The 17,052-nt window shown below is 76.0% G+C and carries 10 protein-coding genes; 7 read left to right on the forward strand and 3 right to left on the reverse strand.

Going from position 1 to position 17,052, the window contains the following annotated elements; translation table 11 throughout:
• The first annotated feature begins 149 nt into the window (after positions 1-149).
• From galT to AVW11_RS03180, 3 genes are read left to right on the forward strand one after another with little or no spacing between them, the layout of a single operon-like run.
• Entirely contained in the window at positions 150-1,178 is a 1,029-nt protein-coding gene (galT, locus tag AVW11_RS03170; RefSeq protein WP_060179087.1) for a galactose-1-phosphate uridylyltransferase, read from the forward strand.
• Positions 1,175-2,338 carry a galactokinase gene (galK, locus tag AVW11_RS03175; protein WP_079070674.1) on the forward strand — a complete coding sequence of 388 codons (1,164 nt, stop codon included), beginning with the start codon at positions 1,175-1,177 and terminating at the stop codon, positions 2,336-2,338. The genes galT and galK overlap by 4 nt, the downstream gene beginning before the upstream one ends.
• Positions 2,339-2,392: 54 nt before the next feature.
• Positions 2,393-3,130, forward strand: a complete 738-nt coding sequence (locus AVW11_RS03180; protein WP_063898535.1) for a VOC family protein — start codon at positions 2,393-2,395, stop codon at positions 3,128-3,130.
• Here AVW11_RS03180 and AVW11_RS03185 read toward each other — a convergent pair.
• Together AVW11_RS03185 and AVW11_RS03190 are read right to left on the reverse strand one after the other, a co-directional pair.
• Positions 3,117-4,337: a molybdopterin molybdotransferase MoeA gene (locus AVW11_RS03185; protein WP_206281870.1), complete on the reverse strand. Its 1,221-nt coding sequence runs from the start codon at positions 4,335-4,337 to the stop codon at positions 3,117-3,119. The two genes, AVW11_RS03180 and AVW11_RS03185, sit on opposite strands and share 14 nt — an antisense overlap.
• A gap of 295 nt (positions 4,338-4,632) precedes the next feature.
• Positions 4,633-5,919, reverse strand: coding sequence for an MFS transporter (locus AVW11_RS03190; protein WP_076043136.1), 1,287 nt, complete (start codon positions 5,917-5,919; stop codon positions 4,633-4,635).
• Positions 5,920-6,018: 99 nt separating this feature from the next.
• On the opposite strand from AVW11_RS03190, the gene AVW11_RS03195 reads away from it, so the two are divergent.
• Complete coding sequence (locus tag AVW11_RS03195; RefSeq protein ID WP_076043137.1) at positions 6,019-7,104, forward strand: helix-turn-helix domain-containing protein; 1,086 nt, start codon at positions 6,019-6,021, stop codon at positions 7,102-7,104.
• A 130-nt stretch (positions 7,105-7,234) separates the two neighbouring features.
• Positions 7,235-8,455 (forward strand): NAD(P)/FAD-dependent oxidoreductase, encoded by a 1,221-nt coding sequence (locus tag AVW11_RS03200; RefSeq protein ID WP_076043138.1) that lies wholly within the window; start codon positions 7,235-7,237, stop codon positions 8,453-8,455.
• A 252-nt stretch (positions 8,456-8,707) separates the two neighbouring features.
• Here AVW11_RS03200 and AVW11_RS03205 read toward each other — a convergent pair whose 3' ends face one another.
• Positions 8,708-8,971, reverse strand: coding sequence for a hypothetical protein (locus AVW11_RS03205; RefSeq protein ID WP_030845236.1), 264 nt, complete (start codon positions 8,969-8,971; stop codon positions 8,708-8,710).
• 309 nt (positions 8,972-9,280) lie between these two features.
• On the opposite strand from AVW11_RS03205, the gene AVW11_RS03210 reads away from it, so the two are divergent.
• Positions 9,281-11,638 (forward strand): MMPL family transporter, encoded by a 2,358-nt coding sequence (locus AVW11_RS03210; RefSeq protein ID WP_240528120.1) that lies wholly within the window; start codon positions 9,281-9,283, stop codon positions 11,636-11,638.
• Positions 11,635-16,923, forward strand: coding sequence for a type I polyketide synthase (locus AVW11_RS03215; RefSeq protein WP_076043140.1), 5,289 nt, complete (start codon positions 11,635-11,637; stop codon positions 16,921-16,923). The genes AVW11_RS03210 and AVW11_RS03215 overlap by 4 nt, the downstream gene beginning before the upstream one ends.
• Positions 16,924-17,052: the final 129 nt, after the last annotated feature.

Below are 17,052 nucleotides of genomic sequence, written 5' to 3' on the forward strand. Positions count from 1 at the left end.
ACGGTGGATGCGCCGGGCCACCCGCCCCGCCCGCGCACTGCGCCTGCCCCTTCGGCGGCCGGCCAAACGGCGCGGTCCGCACGCCCGTATGATCGAGGGCGCGTCGGCCCCGGCCGTCACCTGCTGACCAGACAGGCGAGGACGTGCACGTGCACAGGACCGTCACCGAACTCGCGGACGGCCGCGAGCTGATCTACTACGACAGCGAGCCCGGCCGGGACCGCTCGGCCCGGGATCCGCGTCCGCCGGACCGGGTCGAGAGCACCCCGGAGCTGCGCCGGGACGCGGCCACCGGCGACTGGGTCACCATCGCCGCCCACCGGCAGTCCCGTACGTACCACCCGCCGGCGGACGCCTGCCCGCTCTGCCCCTCCCGGGACGGCCGGCTGGGCGAGATCCCGGCCGCCGACTACGAGGTGGCCGTCTTCGAGAACCGCTTCCCGTCCCTGGCCGGCGGGGCCGGCCGCTGCGAGGTGGTGTGCTTCACCCCGGAGCACGGTGCCGGTTTCGCCGATCTCCCGCCCGAGCGGGCCCGGCTGGTTCTGGACGCCTGGACCGACCGCACCGCCGAACTGTCCGCCCGTTCCGGCGTGCGGCAGGTGTACTGCTTCGAGAACCGCGGCGCGGAGATCGGTGTGACGCTGGCCCACCCGCACGGCCAGATCTACGCCTTCTCCACCCTCACCCCGCGCACCGCCAAGCACCTCGCCGCAGCGGCCGCGCACCGCGCCCGCACCGGGCGCAACCTCTTCGAGGACATCCTCGAAGAGGCCCGCGCGGCCTCCGAGCGCGTGGTCCTCGCCGGGGAGCACTGGACGGCCTTCGTCCCGTACGCCGCGCGCTGGCCGTACGAGGTCCACCTGTACCCGCACCGCCGGGTCCCCGACCTGACCCGGCTCGGCGAGGCGGAGCGCGCCGAGTTCCCCCGCCTGTACCTGGACCTGCTGCGCCGCTTCGACCGGCTCTTCGGGCTGTCCGCGCCCACCCCCTACATCGCGGCCTGGCACCAGGCCCCGCTCACCGGCGGTGAGGAACTCGCCCTGCACCTGGAGCTGTTCACCGTGCGGAGGACCGCCGACAGGCTCAAGTACACGGCGGGGACCGAGGCCGGCATGGACGCCTTCATGAACGACGTGGCGCCCGAGGCGGCGGCCCGGCGGCTGCGGGAGGCCGTGTGACCGGGGCCGTGGCAGAAGCCGCCACCGTGCGCCGGGAGTTCGAGCGGATCCACGGCCGCTCCCCCGACGGGATCTGGGCCGCCCCCGGCCGGGTCAACCTGATCGGCGAACACACCGACTACAACGACGGCTTCGCGCTCCCGATGGCGCTGCCGCAGACCACCGTGCTGGCGGCGCGCCGCCGCGAGGACGGGCTGCTGCGCCTGCACAGCGCCCAGGGCGACGGCCGGACCACCGAGCTCGCGGTGGCGGACCTCTCCCCCGGCGCGGTCGGCGGCTGGGCCCGCTATCCCGCCGGGGTGGTCTGGGCGCTGCGGGAGCGGGGCCTGCCCGTGGGCGGCGCCGACGTGCACCTGGACAGCACCGTGCCCGCGGGCGCCGGCCTGTCGTCGTCCGCGGCCCTGGAGTGCGCGGTGGCCGTCGCCTACGACGAGCTGTACGCGCTGCGGCTGTCGCGGACCGAGCTGGCGCGCGTGGCCCAGTACGCGGAGAACGCCTTCGCCGGCGTGCCGTGCGGGGTCATGGACCAGATGGCCTCGGTCTGCTGCGCCGAGGGCAGCGCCCTGCACCTCGACAGCCGCAGCCTGGACGTCCGGCAGGTCCCCTTCGACCTCACCGGGCACGGGCTGCGCCTGCTGGTGCTCGACACCCGGGTCGCGCACGACCTCGCCGACGGGGCGTACGCGGCGCTGCGCGCGGGGTGCGAGCGCGCGGCGGGCCTGCTGGGGCTGCCCGCGCTGCGGGACCTCTCCGAGGCGGAGCTGCCGGGCGCCCTCGCGCAGCTGCCCGAGGCGCTCGCGCCGCTGGTGCAGCACGTGGTCACCGAGAACGCCCGGGTCGGGCGGGCCGTGGACCGGCTGACGGCGGGCGAACCGGAGGCGCTGGGGCCGCTGCTGACGGCCGGGCACGCCTCCCTGCGGGACGACTACCGGGTCTCCTGCCCGGAGACCGACCTCGCGGTGGAGGCCGCCGTCGGCGCCGGTGCCCTGGGCGCCCGGATGACCGGCGGGGGCTTCGGCGGCTCGGTGATCGCGCTGGTCCCGGCCGCGGCGGCCGGGACCGTGGCCGGGGCCGTGACGGCGGCCTTCGCGGCGGCGGGCTTCGGGGCCCCGGCCGTACGGGAGGCCGTACCGTCGGCGGGGGCCCGCCGCGTCGGCTGACCGTGTGCGCGGGCAGCGCGGCGGAAGATCCAACAGGCCCGTAGGATCGGCGACATGGCGACACGACTTGTGCAGATCAACATGAAGGCCCGGGACGACTCCGCGCTCGGGCGGTTCTGGGCGGAGGCGCTCGGTTGGGGCGTCGACAGCGAGGGGCCCGGCGTGACGAACCTCGAGCCCGTGGGCTTCGCCTACCCCGATCCCTCGGCCGTCTGCATCGACCTCATCGCCCGCCCCGAACCCAAAACGGTGAAGAACCGCGTGCACCTCGATCTGGCCACCACCTCGGCCGCCCATCAGGCGGAACTGGTGGCGCGCCTGCTGGACTTGGGTGCGACGCTCGCCGACGTGGGTCAGGGCGACGTCCCCTGGACGGTCATGGCCGATCCGGAGGGCAACGAGTTCTGCGTCCTCGAACCCCGTGCGGTCTACCGGGACACCGGGCCGATCGCCGCGGTGGTGGTCGACTGCGCCGATCCGCGGGAGATGGCCCGGTTCTGGGACGGGGCGATGGACTGGAAGCTCCACGAGGTCGGCGACGACCAGGCGACCCTGCGGTCCGCCCACGGCGTCGGCCCCTACCTGGAGTTCGTCCGCACGCCCGACACCAAGACCGTGTGGAACCGCGTCCACCTCGACGTCAGCCCCTACCCCGGTGACGACCTGGCGGCGGAGGCGGCGCGCCTGCGCGCCCTGGGCGCCACCGACCCGGGTATCGACCAGTCCGCGATCCACTGGACGATCCTGCGGGACCCGGAGGGCAACGAGTTCTGCCTCCTCACCCCGCGCTGAGCACGGGGGCCGGGCTGCCCTGCGTCCAGTCCGGGGGAAGCGCCGCGAGGGCGTCGCCGGCGGCGGCGCCCCGCAGGAAGGCCGCGCCGTGGCCGGCGGTGATGCGGGCCCCGGTGCCTTCCCAGGTGACGGGGACCAGCCGGGTCAGTCCGGGGGCGGGGCGTACGCAACCCGTCACGGGCACGTGCGGCAGCGGATCCAGGGCCCGGCCGCAGAGGCCCGCGAGGAGCGGGCCGAGGAGGGTGTGGGCGGCGACCAGGGCCGCGTACGGGTTCCCGGGCAGGCCCACCACCCAGCGGCCGGAGGGGAGTTCGGCGAGGAGCATCGGGTGGCCGGGGCGGCAGGCGACCGTGTCGACGACCATCCGGGCCCCGGCCTCGGCGAGCAGCCGGCGCAGCTGGTCGGTGGTGCCGGCGGAGGTGGAGCCGGTGACCGCCACGACCTCGGTGTCCCGGGTGCCGTGCACGGCCGCGGCCAGTGAGCCCGCCGGCCGGTCGCTCACGTGCCGTACCCCGCGGCTCTCGCCGCCCAGTACGGCGACCAGGGCCGGCAGGGCCGGTCCGAGGGCGTCGCGCACCCGCCCCGGACCGGGCGGGCCCGCGTGGTCCAGTTCGTCACCGGTGACCAGGAGCCGGACCCGGGGCGCGGGCCGTACCGGCAGGGTGTCGTGACCGCAGGACGCCGCCAGTCCGAGCAGCGCCGGGCCGATCCGGGTGCCCGCCGGTACGAGACAGCTGCCGGCCGGGGCGTCCTCGCCCGCCCGCCGGATGTGCCGGCCCGGTGGCGGCACGGGCCCGGCGACCAGGCCGTCGGCGCCGGCCAGGGCCGCTTCCACCGGCAGTACGGCGCGTGCCCCCGCCGGGACCTGCGCCCCGGTGGAGATCTCCACGCACTCGCCCGCGCCGAGCAGGCCCTCCCACACGGTGCCCGCCCGGACGGCTCCGCGGATCCGCCAGGGGCCGGTGCCCGCCACCGCGTAGCCGTCCATGGCGGCCGTGTCGAACGCCGGCAGCGGCTGCGGGGTGCGCAGGGCGGCGGCCAGCGTCAGCCCGACGGCGTCCGCGAGCGCCACCGTACGGGCGGCGGACGGCCGCGGCGCCGCGTGGGCGAGCATCCGTGCCTGCTCCCAGGGCAGTTCCCGGTGCCGCGGCGAGGCGGCGGGTACGGCTGCGGGCAGGGCTGCGGTGGCGGCGGTCGCGGGAGGCATGGGACGACTCTCGCCGCGCGGCGTTTCGGGGCGCCGCCGGGAGGGTTGCCGCGGCGCGGCGAACCGCTCACGGCGCGGACGGCCCCCGTGTGAGCCGCCCGGACCCCCAGGGGGCTGGGGCGACGTACCCGCCGCGGCGGATGCCGCCGGGGGCCGCCGCGGCCGGCCCGGCGGCGGCCTCGGGGCGGCTCCGCGCAGGCTCAGCCGGACCGGCTCCCGGCAGGCGTCTTCGCGGGGGACCCGGACTGTCACCCCGGACCTGAGCCCCGCCTCGGCCCGGGGGCGGTCGTCGGCCTCAGGTACGCCGTGGCGGACAGACGGCGGACCCTCCCCGCAGGGGCCATGGCCGATGCCCGCCCGGCCCGGCCGGGCGGGGCGCGGTTGCGGCTGCGTCCTTCTCGGTGGCGACGGCTGCGGCGGAGAGCAGGGTCGCTCCGGCGAGGCTGCCCCAGAGGGCGAGGGGGCCGAGGGGTGCGAGAGCGGTGATGACGGCCGGGGAGACGGCGAGCCCGAAGCCCGTGGAGAGCTCGAAGCGGGCGAGCACACGCCCGAGGGCATGGGCCGGGGCGAGGTCGGTGACCAGCGCCGTGGCGCTGCCGGCGTAGATGATCTCGCCGATGGTGCAGACCACGGACACCGCGGCGACGGCGGGGGCGCCCCAGCCCGCCCCCAGCGAGGCGGCCGCGAGGAACCCCGCGTAGGACGCGGCGAGCACCACGCCGCCGAGGGCCAGGACCGTCCGCCGGGGGAAGCGGGACATCCACACGGTGACCGGTACCTGAAGGGTGACCACGAGCACCGTGTTGGCCACGAACACGGCCGCGGGCCACACCGGGGAGGCATGCAGGTGCGTCACCAGCACCAGGGGGAGCGCGATCTCGGGGACGTTGAGGCAGAAGACGTAGACCACGTTGGCGGCCCGCAGAGCGCGCATCGGGGGCGCGGGCTCCTCGGCGGCGGCCTCGGCCGGCGCTGCGGCCGGACGCGCGTGCAGGCGGACCGACCACGCCAGGGCCGCCGCGGCGAGGTAGGCGATCCCGGTGACGGCCGCCATCGCCTGGAGTGCCGTGGCGCCGCCGGCCAGGCAGGCGGTGGCGAGGAGCGCGCCCGCGCCCAGGCCCGCGTTGCGCAGGGCGCGGCCCGCCGCGAGGGCGGTGTCGCGTTCCCGGCCGTGGGCGACCGTGGCGACCAGGGCCGCGTGGGCGGCCGGCCAGGCCTGGTTGCCGACGCCGAGGAGGAGCGCCGCCGTCGCGAACGGCCAGACGTGCCCGGCCGGCGTGGCCAGCAGCATCGCCACACCGAGGGCCCGTACCAGCATCGACGCCGCCACCACCGCGCTGCGTGCACCCCGGTCCAGCCACCGGCCCACGGCGGGCATGCACACCAGGCCGATGACGATTCCGGCGGTCATGGCGGTGCCGGTCGCGGGAGCGGACAGCCGCAGCACCATGACCCCGTAGAGCAGCAGGAAGGGGCGCAGCAGGCCGGTGCCGAGCGCGTCCACGACCAGGGCGACGGCGTAGCGGGGGCCTCCGCAGGCCCGGACCAGGGCGCGGGGCCGGATCTTGGGGATGGTTTCCATGGCGTCAAGCTGCGTCCGGCCGCCGGGCCGGGCACGCGGGTTGACGGACATCGTCAACCCGGTGGCGGGGCGGGCGGCCCGGTCGGGGATGCTGGGCGGGTGACGTTGAGGATCGACATCGGCGGCCTGCCGTCCGCAGGGTTGCGGTTCGCCGCCTCCCCGCTGGCCGAACTGACCGCGATGCTGCACGTGCTGGCCGAGCCGGAGCACCATCCGCAGCTCGCCGGCTGGGCCGGCGAGGTGGCGGCCGGGATGCCGCCGGAGCTGGCCGAGCGCCTGCGGGAGGCGGACTTCCTCTGGCGTTCCTCACAGGCCGACTTCCTGCTCCCGGCCCGGCCCCGGCCGACCCTCGCCGAGGAGTTGGACGATGTGGACCGGATCGACGACGAGAGGTACGTGACGGCGGCGCTCGTCACCACGTGCGGCAGCAACCGGGTCCGCTTCGGGGCGCCTTCGCCGCTGACCGACCCGGCGGCGCGCGAACGCGCCCTGGATGTGGCGCAGGCCCGCGGCGCACGGCAGGAGGCCTTCGCGGCGCGGCTGCTCGCGGACCCGCCTGCCGTACGGGCGCGCGTGCGCGACACCCTCGCCGGTTGCGCCGAGGCCTTCTTCGACGCGGCCTGGGCGGACATCGCCGTACGGCTCGCCACCGACCTGCGCGTGAAGAACGACCTGCTCAGGCGGCACGGCATGGGGGCGGCGCTCGCGGCGGTCTCCGGCGCGGTCTCCCTGGCACCGGACGGCGGCCACATCGTCGTGGACAAGCTCCCGGACAAGGCGACCGCCGCCCGGGGTACCGGAGTCACCTTCATACCCAGCGTGTTCGGCGGCCCGCACCTCGCGGTGGTGCACGCCCCCGGCTGGCAGCCGGTGGTGCAGTACCCGGTGGCGGAGCCGGATCCGTCGGAGCCCGTGTCGCTGGAGACGGTCACGCTGCGGCTGGAGGCGCTCGCGCATCCGGTGCGCCTGCGGCTGCTGCGCACCCTGGCCCGCGGCCCGCACACCACCCGCGAACTGGCCCACGCCTGGGAGCTCTCACCGCCGGAGGTGTCCCGTCACCTCGCCGTCCTGCGCCGCGCCGGCCTGCTCACGGCCCGTCGGCGCGGTCGCTACGTCCGCTACACCCTCAATCTGCCCGATCTGACGGCGCTGGGCGCCGACCTGCTGGCGGCCGTACTGCGCTGATCGGCCGCGGGCCGGTTCGGCGGCGGAGCACGGACGGCGTGGCGCAGGTCACGCCACTGCTGTTGTCACAGCGGGCGGGGCACCGGTGTCTTGTGCCCGGAAGCCGACAGCGAGAGAACGGAAGCCCACCATGGCCGAGAACACCGAAGTCATCGTGATCGGCGGCGGATACGCCGGCGTCATGGCCGCCAACCGCCTGACGCGGCGCCCCGACGTCAGCGTGACGCTCGTCAACCCGCGCCCCTCCTTCGTCGAGCGGATCCGCCTGCACCAGCTGGTCGGCGGCTCCGACGACGCGGTCGTCGAGTACGCGGACGTCCTGGGCCGTGGCATCCGCCTGCTGGTCGACACCGTGACGGGCATCGACGCGGCGGCACGCCGGGTGACGCTGGCGTCGGGCGGCACGGCCGCCTACGACTACCTGGTCTACGCCGTAGGCAGCGGCAGCGCCGACCCGGGTGTGCCCGGGGCCGCGGAGTTCGCCTACCCGATCAACAGCCTCGAAGAGGCGCAACGGCTTCGGCCGGTGCTCGCGGCCGCGCCCGCGACGGCGGCGGTGACCGTGGTCGGGGCCGGCCCGACCGGTATCGAGACCGCCGCCGAACTGGCGGAGCAGGGGCGGGCGGTGACGTTGGTCTGCGGCGGGCTGCTCGGCCCGTACCTGCACGCCCGAGGCCGGCGCTCGGTCGCCCGGCGGCTGGCCGGGCTCGGCGTGACCGTGGTGGACGGCCCCGGCACGAAGGTGACGGCCGTGACCCGTGACGCCGTGCGTCTGGCCGACGGCCGCGAACTGCCCAGCGGGGTGAGCGTCTGGACGGCCGGCTTCGGTGTGCCGGACCTGGCCGTCCGCAGTGGGCTGAGCACCGACGCGGTGGGCCGCCTGCTCACGGACGAGACGCTGACCAGCGTGGACGACGACCGCATCGTCGCGGCCGGCGACTCGGCGGCGCCGTCGGACCTGCCCCTGCGGATGAGCTGCCAGGCGGCGGTACCGCTGGGTGCGCGGGCCGCCGACACGGTGCTCAGCCGGATCGCGGGCGAGCGGCCCGCACCTCTCAACGCGGTGTTCGCGGGCCAGTGCATCAGCCTCGGCCGCCGCGCGGGCATCTTCCAGTTCGCCCGCCGCCACGACGTCGCACTCGGATTGCACATCGGCGGCCGCCCCGGTGCCACGCTCAAGGAGTTCATCTGCCGGGGCATCGTCAAGCACCTGGCCGGCGAAGCCCGCGAGCCCGGCTCGTACGGCCTCCACCGCGTATCGGGCGGCGCCAAGCGCCGCGAGCTGCTCGCCGCGGCCCCCGCGCAATCCGCTGGGACGGACGCCCTCCGGGCGGCGAAACTGCCCCGGTGAACACCGCGGACCCGACGCCCCGCCCGCACCCCGCGCCCGTACGGGACCTGCCGGCGCGGGGCCCCCGCGCCTGGGGCGGCCGTCCCGGACTTCGCGGGGATGCCTCCGCTTCCTCCGCTTCATCCGCCGAGGCCTCGACAAGGCCGTGCCACTGATCGACGAGGAATATCGCGCCGCGTATCTCGCGAGACTCCGGACGCCGAACGGTATCGCGGCGCGCCGTATTCCCGCGGCGACCTGACACCCGCCCCCTCATTTTCCGGGTTTCGACTCCCAGCCCTGCTTGATGCGCTCCTCGAATTCCGGGTTCTTCACGGTCACTGTGGAATGTCCCGTGTACATGGCACCCGGGCCGTCCAGGGGGAGGAGCAGGACGGCCGGCCGCTCGGCGGTGACGGGGCCGGCCATCGAGGTCGCCAGCAGGCCGATGCCGCTGCCCACCAGCGCCACGCAGACTCCGGCCAGGATGACACCGCGGATCCAGGACTGACCGCGGATCCAGGACTGCTCGAACACGACGATTCTCCGATCTCCGTCCGATACGGGCTCCCCGGGATTTCCCGGTGGAGGCGTAGGTCAAATACACCCGGCGCGCGTGCGGGCGTCACGCCACGGAAATGCGTGACTTGACGTCCGGCCGATGTGTTCACCGCTTCCGGAACGCCGCATCGAAACCCTTTCTCGGATTCTGTCAAGTGACGAATGGCCGGGACTACGGCCTCTCCCCTGCCCCCGGCAGGGTGGCATTCGACCGTCCTGCGCAAGAGCAGGAGCGAATCGCCGTCCGGACCGGAGGCCCCGATGTTCCGTCGTGCAGGGAGGTTCGTGACCCGTCGTCCCCGACTGGTCCTCCTCGCCGCGCTCGTGTTCCTGGTGTTGTCCGCCGTGTTCGGCGCGGATGCGAGCGGCCGGCTCAAGACGCAGGGGTACGACGATCCGCGGTCCGAGTCCAGCCGCGCCGCGGCCGTCGCCGCCCGGCATGCGGGGGCCTCGCCGAACCTGGTCGTCGTCGCGCAGGCCCGTGGCGGCTCCGTCGACAGCCCGGCCGCCCGGAGCGCGGGCGAGGCTCTGACCAGGCGTCTCACCGCCGAACCGGACGTGGACGCGGTGTCCTCGTACTGGACGGGCGACGCCGCGGGCCGGGCGGCCGAGCTGCGCAGCCGGGACGGCCGCGCAGCCATGCTGGTCGCGCACGTGGACGGCGAGGGCGACCGGCTCGCCGCGCGGGTCGAGCGGCTGCGGGAGGAGCTGGGCACCCCGGCCGGCGCCGGGACGGGGGCGCCGGCCCTGACGGTGCACGTCGCGGGGCCCGCGCTGGTGGACGCCGAGCTCCAGCGCCTCTCGGAGTCCGACCTGAAGCGCGCCGAGGCCGTCGTCCTGCCCGGCACCCTGATCCTGCTGGTCCTGGTGTTCGGCAGCGTCGTGGCCGCCGCCCTGCCCGTGCTCGTCGGCGTCCTCGCCATCGCCGGGACGCTGCTGGCCCTGAGCGTCCTCGGCAGCGTCACCGACGTGTCCGTCTTCGCCCTGAACCTCACCACGGCGCTCGGCCTGGGCCTGGGCATCGACTACGGCCTGCTGGTCGTCTCGCGCTTCCGCGAGGAGCTCGCCGGCGGCCGCACCCCGCGCACCGCGGCCGTACGGACCGTGCGCACCGCCGGTCACACGATCGCGTTCAGCGCCGCGACGGTCTCCGCCGCGCTCGCCACCCTGCTGGTCTTTCCCCCGTACTTCCTGCGTTCCTTCGCCTACGCGGGCATCGCCGTCGTGGTGATCGCCGCGGTGAGCGCCGTGACCGTGCTGCCGGCTCTGCTGGCCCTGCTCGGGAAGCGGGTGAACGCCTGGGCCGTGCCCTGGCGGCGCCGGGCCCGCTCCGGGTCGCCCTCGCGGCTCTGGGAGGGGCTGGCGCGCATCGTCGTACGCCGGCCGCTGCTGGCGGCGCTGCCGGTGATCAGCCTGCTGGCGCTGCTCGCCGGGCCGTTCGCCCACGCCGGGTTCGCCACGCCTGACGACCGGGCGCTGCCGAAGGACTCTGCGGCCCGGCTGACCGGTGACCTGGTGCGCGACGCGTTCGACATGAAGGGCGCCGGCGCGCTCACCGTGGTCACCACCGCTGCGGCGGCGCCCTCGGCGCGGGAGGACCACGCCCGCAGGCTGTCCGCGCTGCCGCAGGTCGCCCAGGTGGTCACGCCCGAGGGCACCTTCCGCGACGGGGCGCCCGCTCCGGTCCCCGGCTCCGCCCGGTTGGCGGCGGCCGGCCCGGCCGCTGCCGCCGCAGCAGGTCCTGCCCGGCTGTCCGTGGTGCCCCTGGTGGACCCGCAGTCGCGGGCCGCCCAGCAGCTGGTGCGCGACGTCCGGGCGATTCCCGGCCCGGCCGGCGCCGACGTCCTCGTCGGCGGTCCGAGCGCGGTGCTGGTCGACGCCAAGGACACGGTCGGTGACCGGATCCCGGCGGCGCTCGGCCTGATCACCGCGACCACCTTCGTGCTGCTGCTGGGCTTCACGCGCAGTCTCCTGCTGCCGTTGAAGGCCATCGCGCTGAACGCCCTGAGCCTCGCGGCGGTCCTCGGCGCGATGACGTGGATCTTCCAGGCGGGCCATCTGCAGCACCTGCTCGGCTTCACCCCCGGTCCGCTCAGCACCACCATGCCGGTGCTGCTGTTCTGCATCGTCTTCGGACTCTCGGTGGACTACGAGGTGTTCGTCCTCGCACGCATCAAGGAGGCGCACGACGCGGGGCAGGACAACGCCTCCTCCATCGTGTCGGGCATCGCCCGCACCGGCGGCATCGTCACCGCGGCCGGCGCCCTGCTCGCCTTCACCCTGCTCGGCTTCGGGACCTCCCGCGTCTCGCTCCTGCAGTTCTTCGGGATCGGCGCGGCCCTCGGCGTCCTGCTCGACGCGACGCTCGTACGGGGCGTGCTCGTACCGGCGCTCATGCGCCTGGCGGGCGGCCTGAACTGGTGGGCGCCGTGGCCGATCCGGCGCGGGGTGGCGCGCCCGGTCTCCCCTCCGCCCCCGGAGGGCGCCGTGGGGCCGCCACGGCCCGCGCCGCCCTCGGGGGGCGCGGCTCCCGTGCCCCCGCCCGCGGGCGCCGCCGGCCGTGCGTGCGCCTCCGTCCCCACCGTCCCCACCGTGCCGGCAGCCGTCCGGCCCGGGCACCACGACAAGGAAGACCCGTCATGACTGACATCGCCATCGTCGGACTCGGCTGCCGCTTTCCCGGCGCCCACGACGTCCGCGCCTACTGGAAGCTCCTGATGAGCGGGGAGCGGCAGTTCTCCGCGGTCCCGGCGGAACGCTGGAACCACGAGGTCTTCCACGAGCCCGGCAATCCGTCGGCCCCGCACGCCTCGTACACCGACCAGGTCGCCTTCCTCGACGGCGTGGACCGCTTCGACGCGCTGCACTACGGGGTGCCGCCGGCCCGTGCGCGGGCCATGGACCCCCAGCACCGGCTGATGCTCGACGTCACCCGCGAGGCCCTCGACGACGCGGGGCTGGGCCGTGGCGACTTCGACCGGGAGAACACCGGGGTCTTCTGCGCGGTGTCGGTGTCGGACTACAAGGACGTCATGACGGCCCCGATCCGTGCCATCGCCCTGGCCGACCAGGCACGGCGGTCCACGGCAGGCGACGACGGCGTCCTCGATGCGGTCAAGGAGCACGCCGGGCGGCTCGGCACCGTGCAGCCCTTCAGCCTGCCCGGGAGCCTGCTCAACATGGCTGCCGGCACCGTCAGCCGGCAGTTCGACCTCGGCGGTCCCAGCCTCGCCGTCGACGCCGCCTGCTCCGGATCCCTGGTGGCCCTGGACCAGGCCGTCGCCCAACTGCGCGGGGGCGGCTGCCGGATCGCGGTCGTCGGCGGCGTCTACGTCAACCTGACCCCCGACAGCCTGATCGGCTTCTCCACGCTGCGTGCGCTGTCCGCCACCGGGGTGTGCCGCCCGTTCGACGAGGAGGCCGACGGCTTCGTGCTCGGCGAGGGCGCGGGCGCGGTCGTCATCCGGCCGCTCGCGGACGCGCTCGCCGCCGGAGACCGCGTGTACGCGGTGGTCAAGGGTGTCGGCTCGGCCAACGACGGCGCGTCCCCGGGGCCGCTGGCCCCCGCCCCGGAGGGCCAACTGCGCGCACTGCGCCGGGCGTACGACGACGCGGGAGTCCCCCCGTCGTCCGTGGGCTTCCTGGAGGCCCACGGCACCGCCACCCGGTCCGGCGACCGCGCCGAGGTCGAGGCGCTGCGCCGGCTGCGCACCGAGTATCCCGACGACGACCCCTCGCTGTGCTACCTCGGCGCCGGCAAGGCCCTCATCGGGCATTCCCTGGCCGCGGCGGGCATGGCGGGCCTGATCAAGACGGCCCTGGTCGTCCACCACCGCACGATCGTGCCGCAGCCCGGCACCACGCCCCGTGCCGACCTGGGCGTCGGCGCCGCGGGGCTGCGGTTCGCCGCGACCGCGCGGCCCTGGCCGCGTACGGGCGCTCCGCGGCGGGCCGCCGTCAGCTCGTTCGGCTTCGGCGGTACCAACGTGCACGTGGTGCTGGAGGAGGCCCCCACCCCAGCCCCAGCACCTGCGCCGGCACCACCGGCACCCGCACCCGTCCGGCCGGTGGCTGTGGGCGGCGCACAGGCGGCACCGCACCTCGTCCTGCTCTCGGCCGGCGACGCCGAGCTGCTCGACCTGCACATCGGCGACGTTCTGGAGACGGTGGAACGCGCCCCCCGCACGCCGGTGGCGGCGCTGGCGCACACCCTGGGAGGACGTGAGCCGCTGAAGGCCCGCCTCGCGATCGTGGCCGCCGACACGGACGAGTTCGCCCGGCGCCTGCTGCGCGCCCGCGGGCTGCTCGCCGAGGGCGCCCGCGGCGACCTCGGCGAGGGCTCCTTCGCGGCGGACGCCCCGCTGCCGGCCGCGCAGCGCCGCATCGCCTTCGTCTTCCCCGGCCAGGGCAGCCAGCGGCCGGGCATGATGCGGGACCTGTACGAGCGGTTCACCGGATTCCGGAGCGTGGTCGACGCGCTCGGCTCCGCGGCCCGCGGCGACACGGGCCTCGACCTCGATGTCGACCTCGCCGAGCTGCTGTACGGCGGGGAGGCGGCCGCGGCCGGCGGCGAGGAGCTCAGGCGGCGGCTCGCCGCCACCGAGGTGTGCCAGCCGCTGCTCGGCACGGTGCAGATCGCCGCCACCCGTCTGCTCGCCGACTGCGGTGTCTCCCCGGACCTGGCGCTCGGCCACAGCGTCGGCGAGTTCGCCGCGGCCGCGGCGGCCGGGGCGCTCACCGGCGAGGAGACCGTCCGGCTGCTGGTGCGCCGGGGCGCGGCCCTGCGGCAGGCCGAGAGCGCTCTGCCGGGCGGGATGGTCGCCGTGCTGGCCGACGAGGAGACCTGTCGGCGGCTCGTCGACGGAATCGACGACGTGTGGCCGGCCTGCTTCAACCAGCCGCGGCAGGTCGTGGTCAGCGGCTCTCGGCAGGGTCTCGCCGCCCTCCGGCGGGCCTGCGCCGACGCGGGCATCGCCACGGTGGCGCTGGAGGTGTCCGGCGCCTTCCACTCGCCGTGGTCGGCCCGCGCTGAGGAGGCCGTGCGCGCGGACCTCGCCGGCCGCCGGGTGAGCCCTCCCCGCCTGCCGTTCGTCTCGTCGGTCAGCGCGGCGGTGTGCAGCGATCCCGCGCGGATGCGCGAGCTGTGGGCCCGGCACGCCTCGGCGCCGGTGCGGTTCGGCGACGCCGTGCGCGCCTCGTACGACGCGGGGGCGCGTCTGTTCCTCCAGGTGAGCGGGGGCGGCTCGCTCCTGGACGCGGTCCGCCGCAACCTCGCCGACCGGGAGGACGTGCACGTCGTCGCCGCGGGCGGCGCGACGCCGGACGGCGGACGGGGCTTCGTGCGGGCCCTGGCCGGGCTGGCGGTCCTGGGCGTGCCGGTCGATCCGCGCGCCCTGGTCCCGGCGGATGAGCGAAGGCAGGTCGACCTGCCGGTGGCCCGACTCGCCGCGCAGTCCTACTGGGCGGGGCCAACGACTCCTCCGAAGCCGACCACGGCGAAACCGTCCCCGCCCCAGGCAGCCCCGGCGGAAGCGGTCTCGGCCCAGGCGGCCCCGGCGAAGGGGGCCCCGGCGGAAGCAGGTCGAGCGGAGGCCGCCCCGGCCCAGGCGGTCCCGGCAGAAGCAGGCCCAACGGAGGCAGCCCCGGCGGAAGCAGAACCGGCAGAGGCAACCGCGCCGAAGGCAACACCGGCGGAAGCAGGCCCAGCAGTGGCAGGACCAGCGGTGACAGCCCCGGCCGAGACAGCCCCGGCGGATGCGACCTCGACGGAGGAGGTCCCGGCGGAAGCAAACCCGCCGAAGGCACCCCCCACGGAAGCAGGTCGAGCGGAGGCAGCCCCGGCCCAGGCGGCCCCGCCGAAGGAGGCCCGGGCGAAGGAGGCCCCGGCCGAAGCGGTCTCGGCCCAAGCGGCCCCGGCGGAGGCAGCCCCAGCGGAAGCAGAACCGGCAGAGGCAACCGCGCCGAAGGCAACACCGGCGGAAGCAGGCCCAGCGCAGGCAGCGCCGGCCGAGGCAGCACCGGCGGAAGCGGTCCCGGCAAAGGGGGAGGCCACGCCGAAAGCGACCCCGCCGAAGGAGGCCCCAGCCGAGGCGGCCCCGGCGAAGGCGGACTCGACAGAGGAGGTACCGGCGGAAGCCGGCCCAGCGCGGGCAGCCGCGGCGGCGGGGGCTCCAGCCGGGACAGCCGGGGCCAAGGCGGTCGGGGCCGAAGCGGCCGGGGCAGCCGGGGCCGAGGGGGTTGGGGGTGGCTTGGGGTCGGCTCGGTCCGCGGCGTCCGAGGGGTCCCTCGAGCCCCTGGACGATCTGCGGCAGCTGGTCCGGGAACAGGCGGACCTCATGTCCCGGCTCTCCCCGGCGGCCCGCACATCGGCCTGCGAGGAGCCCGCGCGGGCCGGGGATGTCACCGAGGTCACCGCGGCCGTGTACGCGCACATAGCCCGGATCTCGGCCTTCCCGGTGGGCCACCTGCGCGACGAGCAGCTGCTGACCGACGACCTCGGCTTCGACTCGCTGATGCTGACCGACCTGTTCACGGCCCTCCGGCGGCAGTGGCCGCTGTGGGCCTTCGACGAAGGGGACGCCGACCGTCCGACGGTCGGGGGACTCGCGGCGGCGGTCGCGGGCGCCGCTTCGGAGGAGCGCGCGGAGGGCGGCACCTGCCCGCCCCCGCCACCCCAGGACCCGCCCCCGCCGACCACCCCGCTGCCCGCGGAGCACACGCGCATCGACCGCTTCCCGGAGGTCACCGCCCACGCCGAGCGCTTCGGCACCCTCGCCGGTGCCGGACTGTCCAACCCGTACTTCCTCGTGCACGAGGGCGGTATGACGGACACGACCGTCGTCGGCGGCCGCGAGCTGCTCTCCTTCTCCGGCTACAACTACCTGGGCATGGCCACGCACCCCCGGGTGAGCGAGGCCGCCAAGCAGGCGGTCGACGCCTACGGCACCTCGGTGTCCGCGAGCCGGCTGCTGTCCGGCAGCCGCCCACTCCACCTGGAACTCGAGGCGGAGCTCGCCGACCTCCTCGGGTGCGAGGCCTCGGTCACCCTGGCCAACGGCCACGCCACCAACGTCACGGTGATCGGCCACCTCGCCGGCCCGGGCGACCTCGTCGTCCACGACGCCCTGGCCCACGACAGCATCCTCCAGGGCTGCCGGCTCTCGGGCGCGACCCGGCGGCCGTTCCCCCACAACGACGCGGCCGCCCTCGACGCCCTGCTCGAACAGGTCCGACACCAGTACCGGCGGGTCCTCGTCGTCGTCGAGGGCGTGTACAGCATGGACGGTGACATCGCCGACCTGCCCGCCCTCATCGCGGTCAAGGCGCGGCACGGGGCGCTGCTGATGGTCGACGAGGCGCACAGCATCGGAACGACCGGCGCGACGGGCCGCGGCGTCGGCGAGCACTTCGGCATCGACCGCCGGGCTGTCGACCTGTGGTCGGGCACGCTGTCCAAGGCCCTCGCGAGCTGCGGCGGCTACGTCGCCGCGAGCCGCCCGGTCGTCGAGTACCTGCGCTACACCGCTCCGGGCTTCGTCTACAGCGCGGGCATGACCCCGGCGGACACCGCCGCGTGCCTGGCTTCGCTGCGGCTGCTGCGCGACGAGCCGGAGCGCGTGGCCCGGCTGGCGGAGAATGCCGCGCTCTTCGTCCGTCTGGCGCGCGAGGCGGGCGTGGACACCGGGGACAGCCGCGGCACGCCGGTCGTGCCGTGCATCGTCGGAAACTCCCTGAAGGCCCTGCACCTGGCGGAGGCCCTGTTCCGGCGGGGTGTGAGCGTCAACCCGATCCTCCACCCGGCCGTGCCGGAGGAGATGGCGCGGCTGCGGTTCTTCGTCACGCGGGACCACACGCCGGGGCAGATCCGGCACACCGTGACCGCTTTGGCGCAGGAACTGCGGCAGCTGGAGGCGGTGGGGGCCCCATGACCCGGTCCGCCGCGGGCCCCGGGGGGTGGGGCGGCGCGGCCCTCGCCGCGGCCCGGCGGGGCCGGGAACGGGGCGGTCGGCCGGGGACCCCCTGCCGGCAGCACTGCGTTGGTGCTCCCCGCCCCGCCG

Source organism: Streptomyces amritsarensis, assembly GCF_001953875.1.
GTDB classification, from domain to species: Bacteria; Actinomycetota; Actinomycetes; order Streptomycetales; family Streptomycetaceae; genus Streptomyces; species Streptomyces amritsarensis.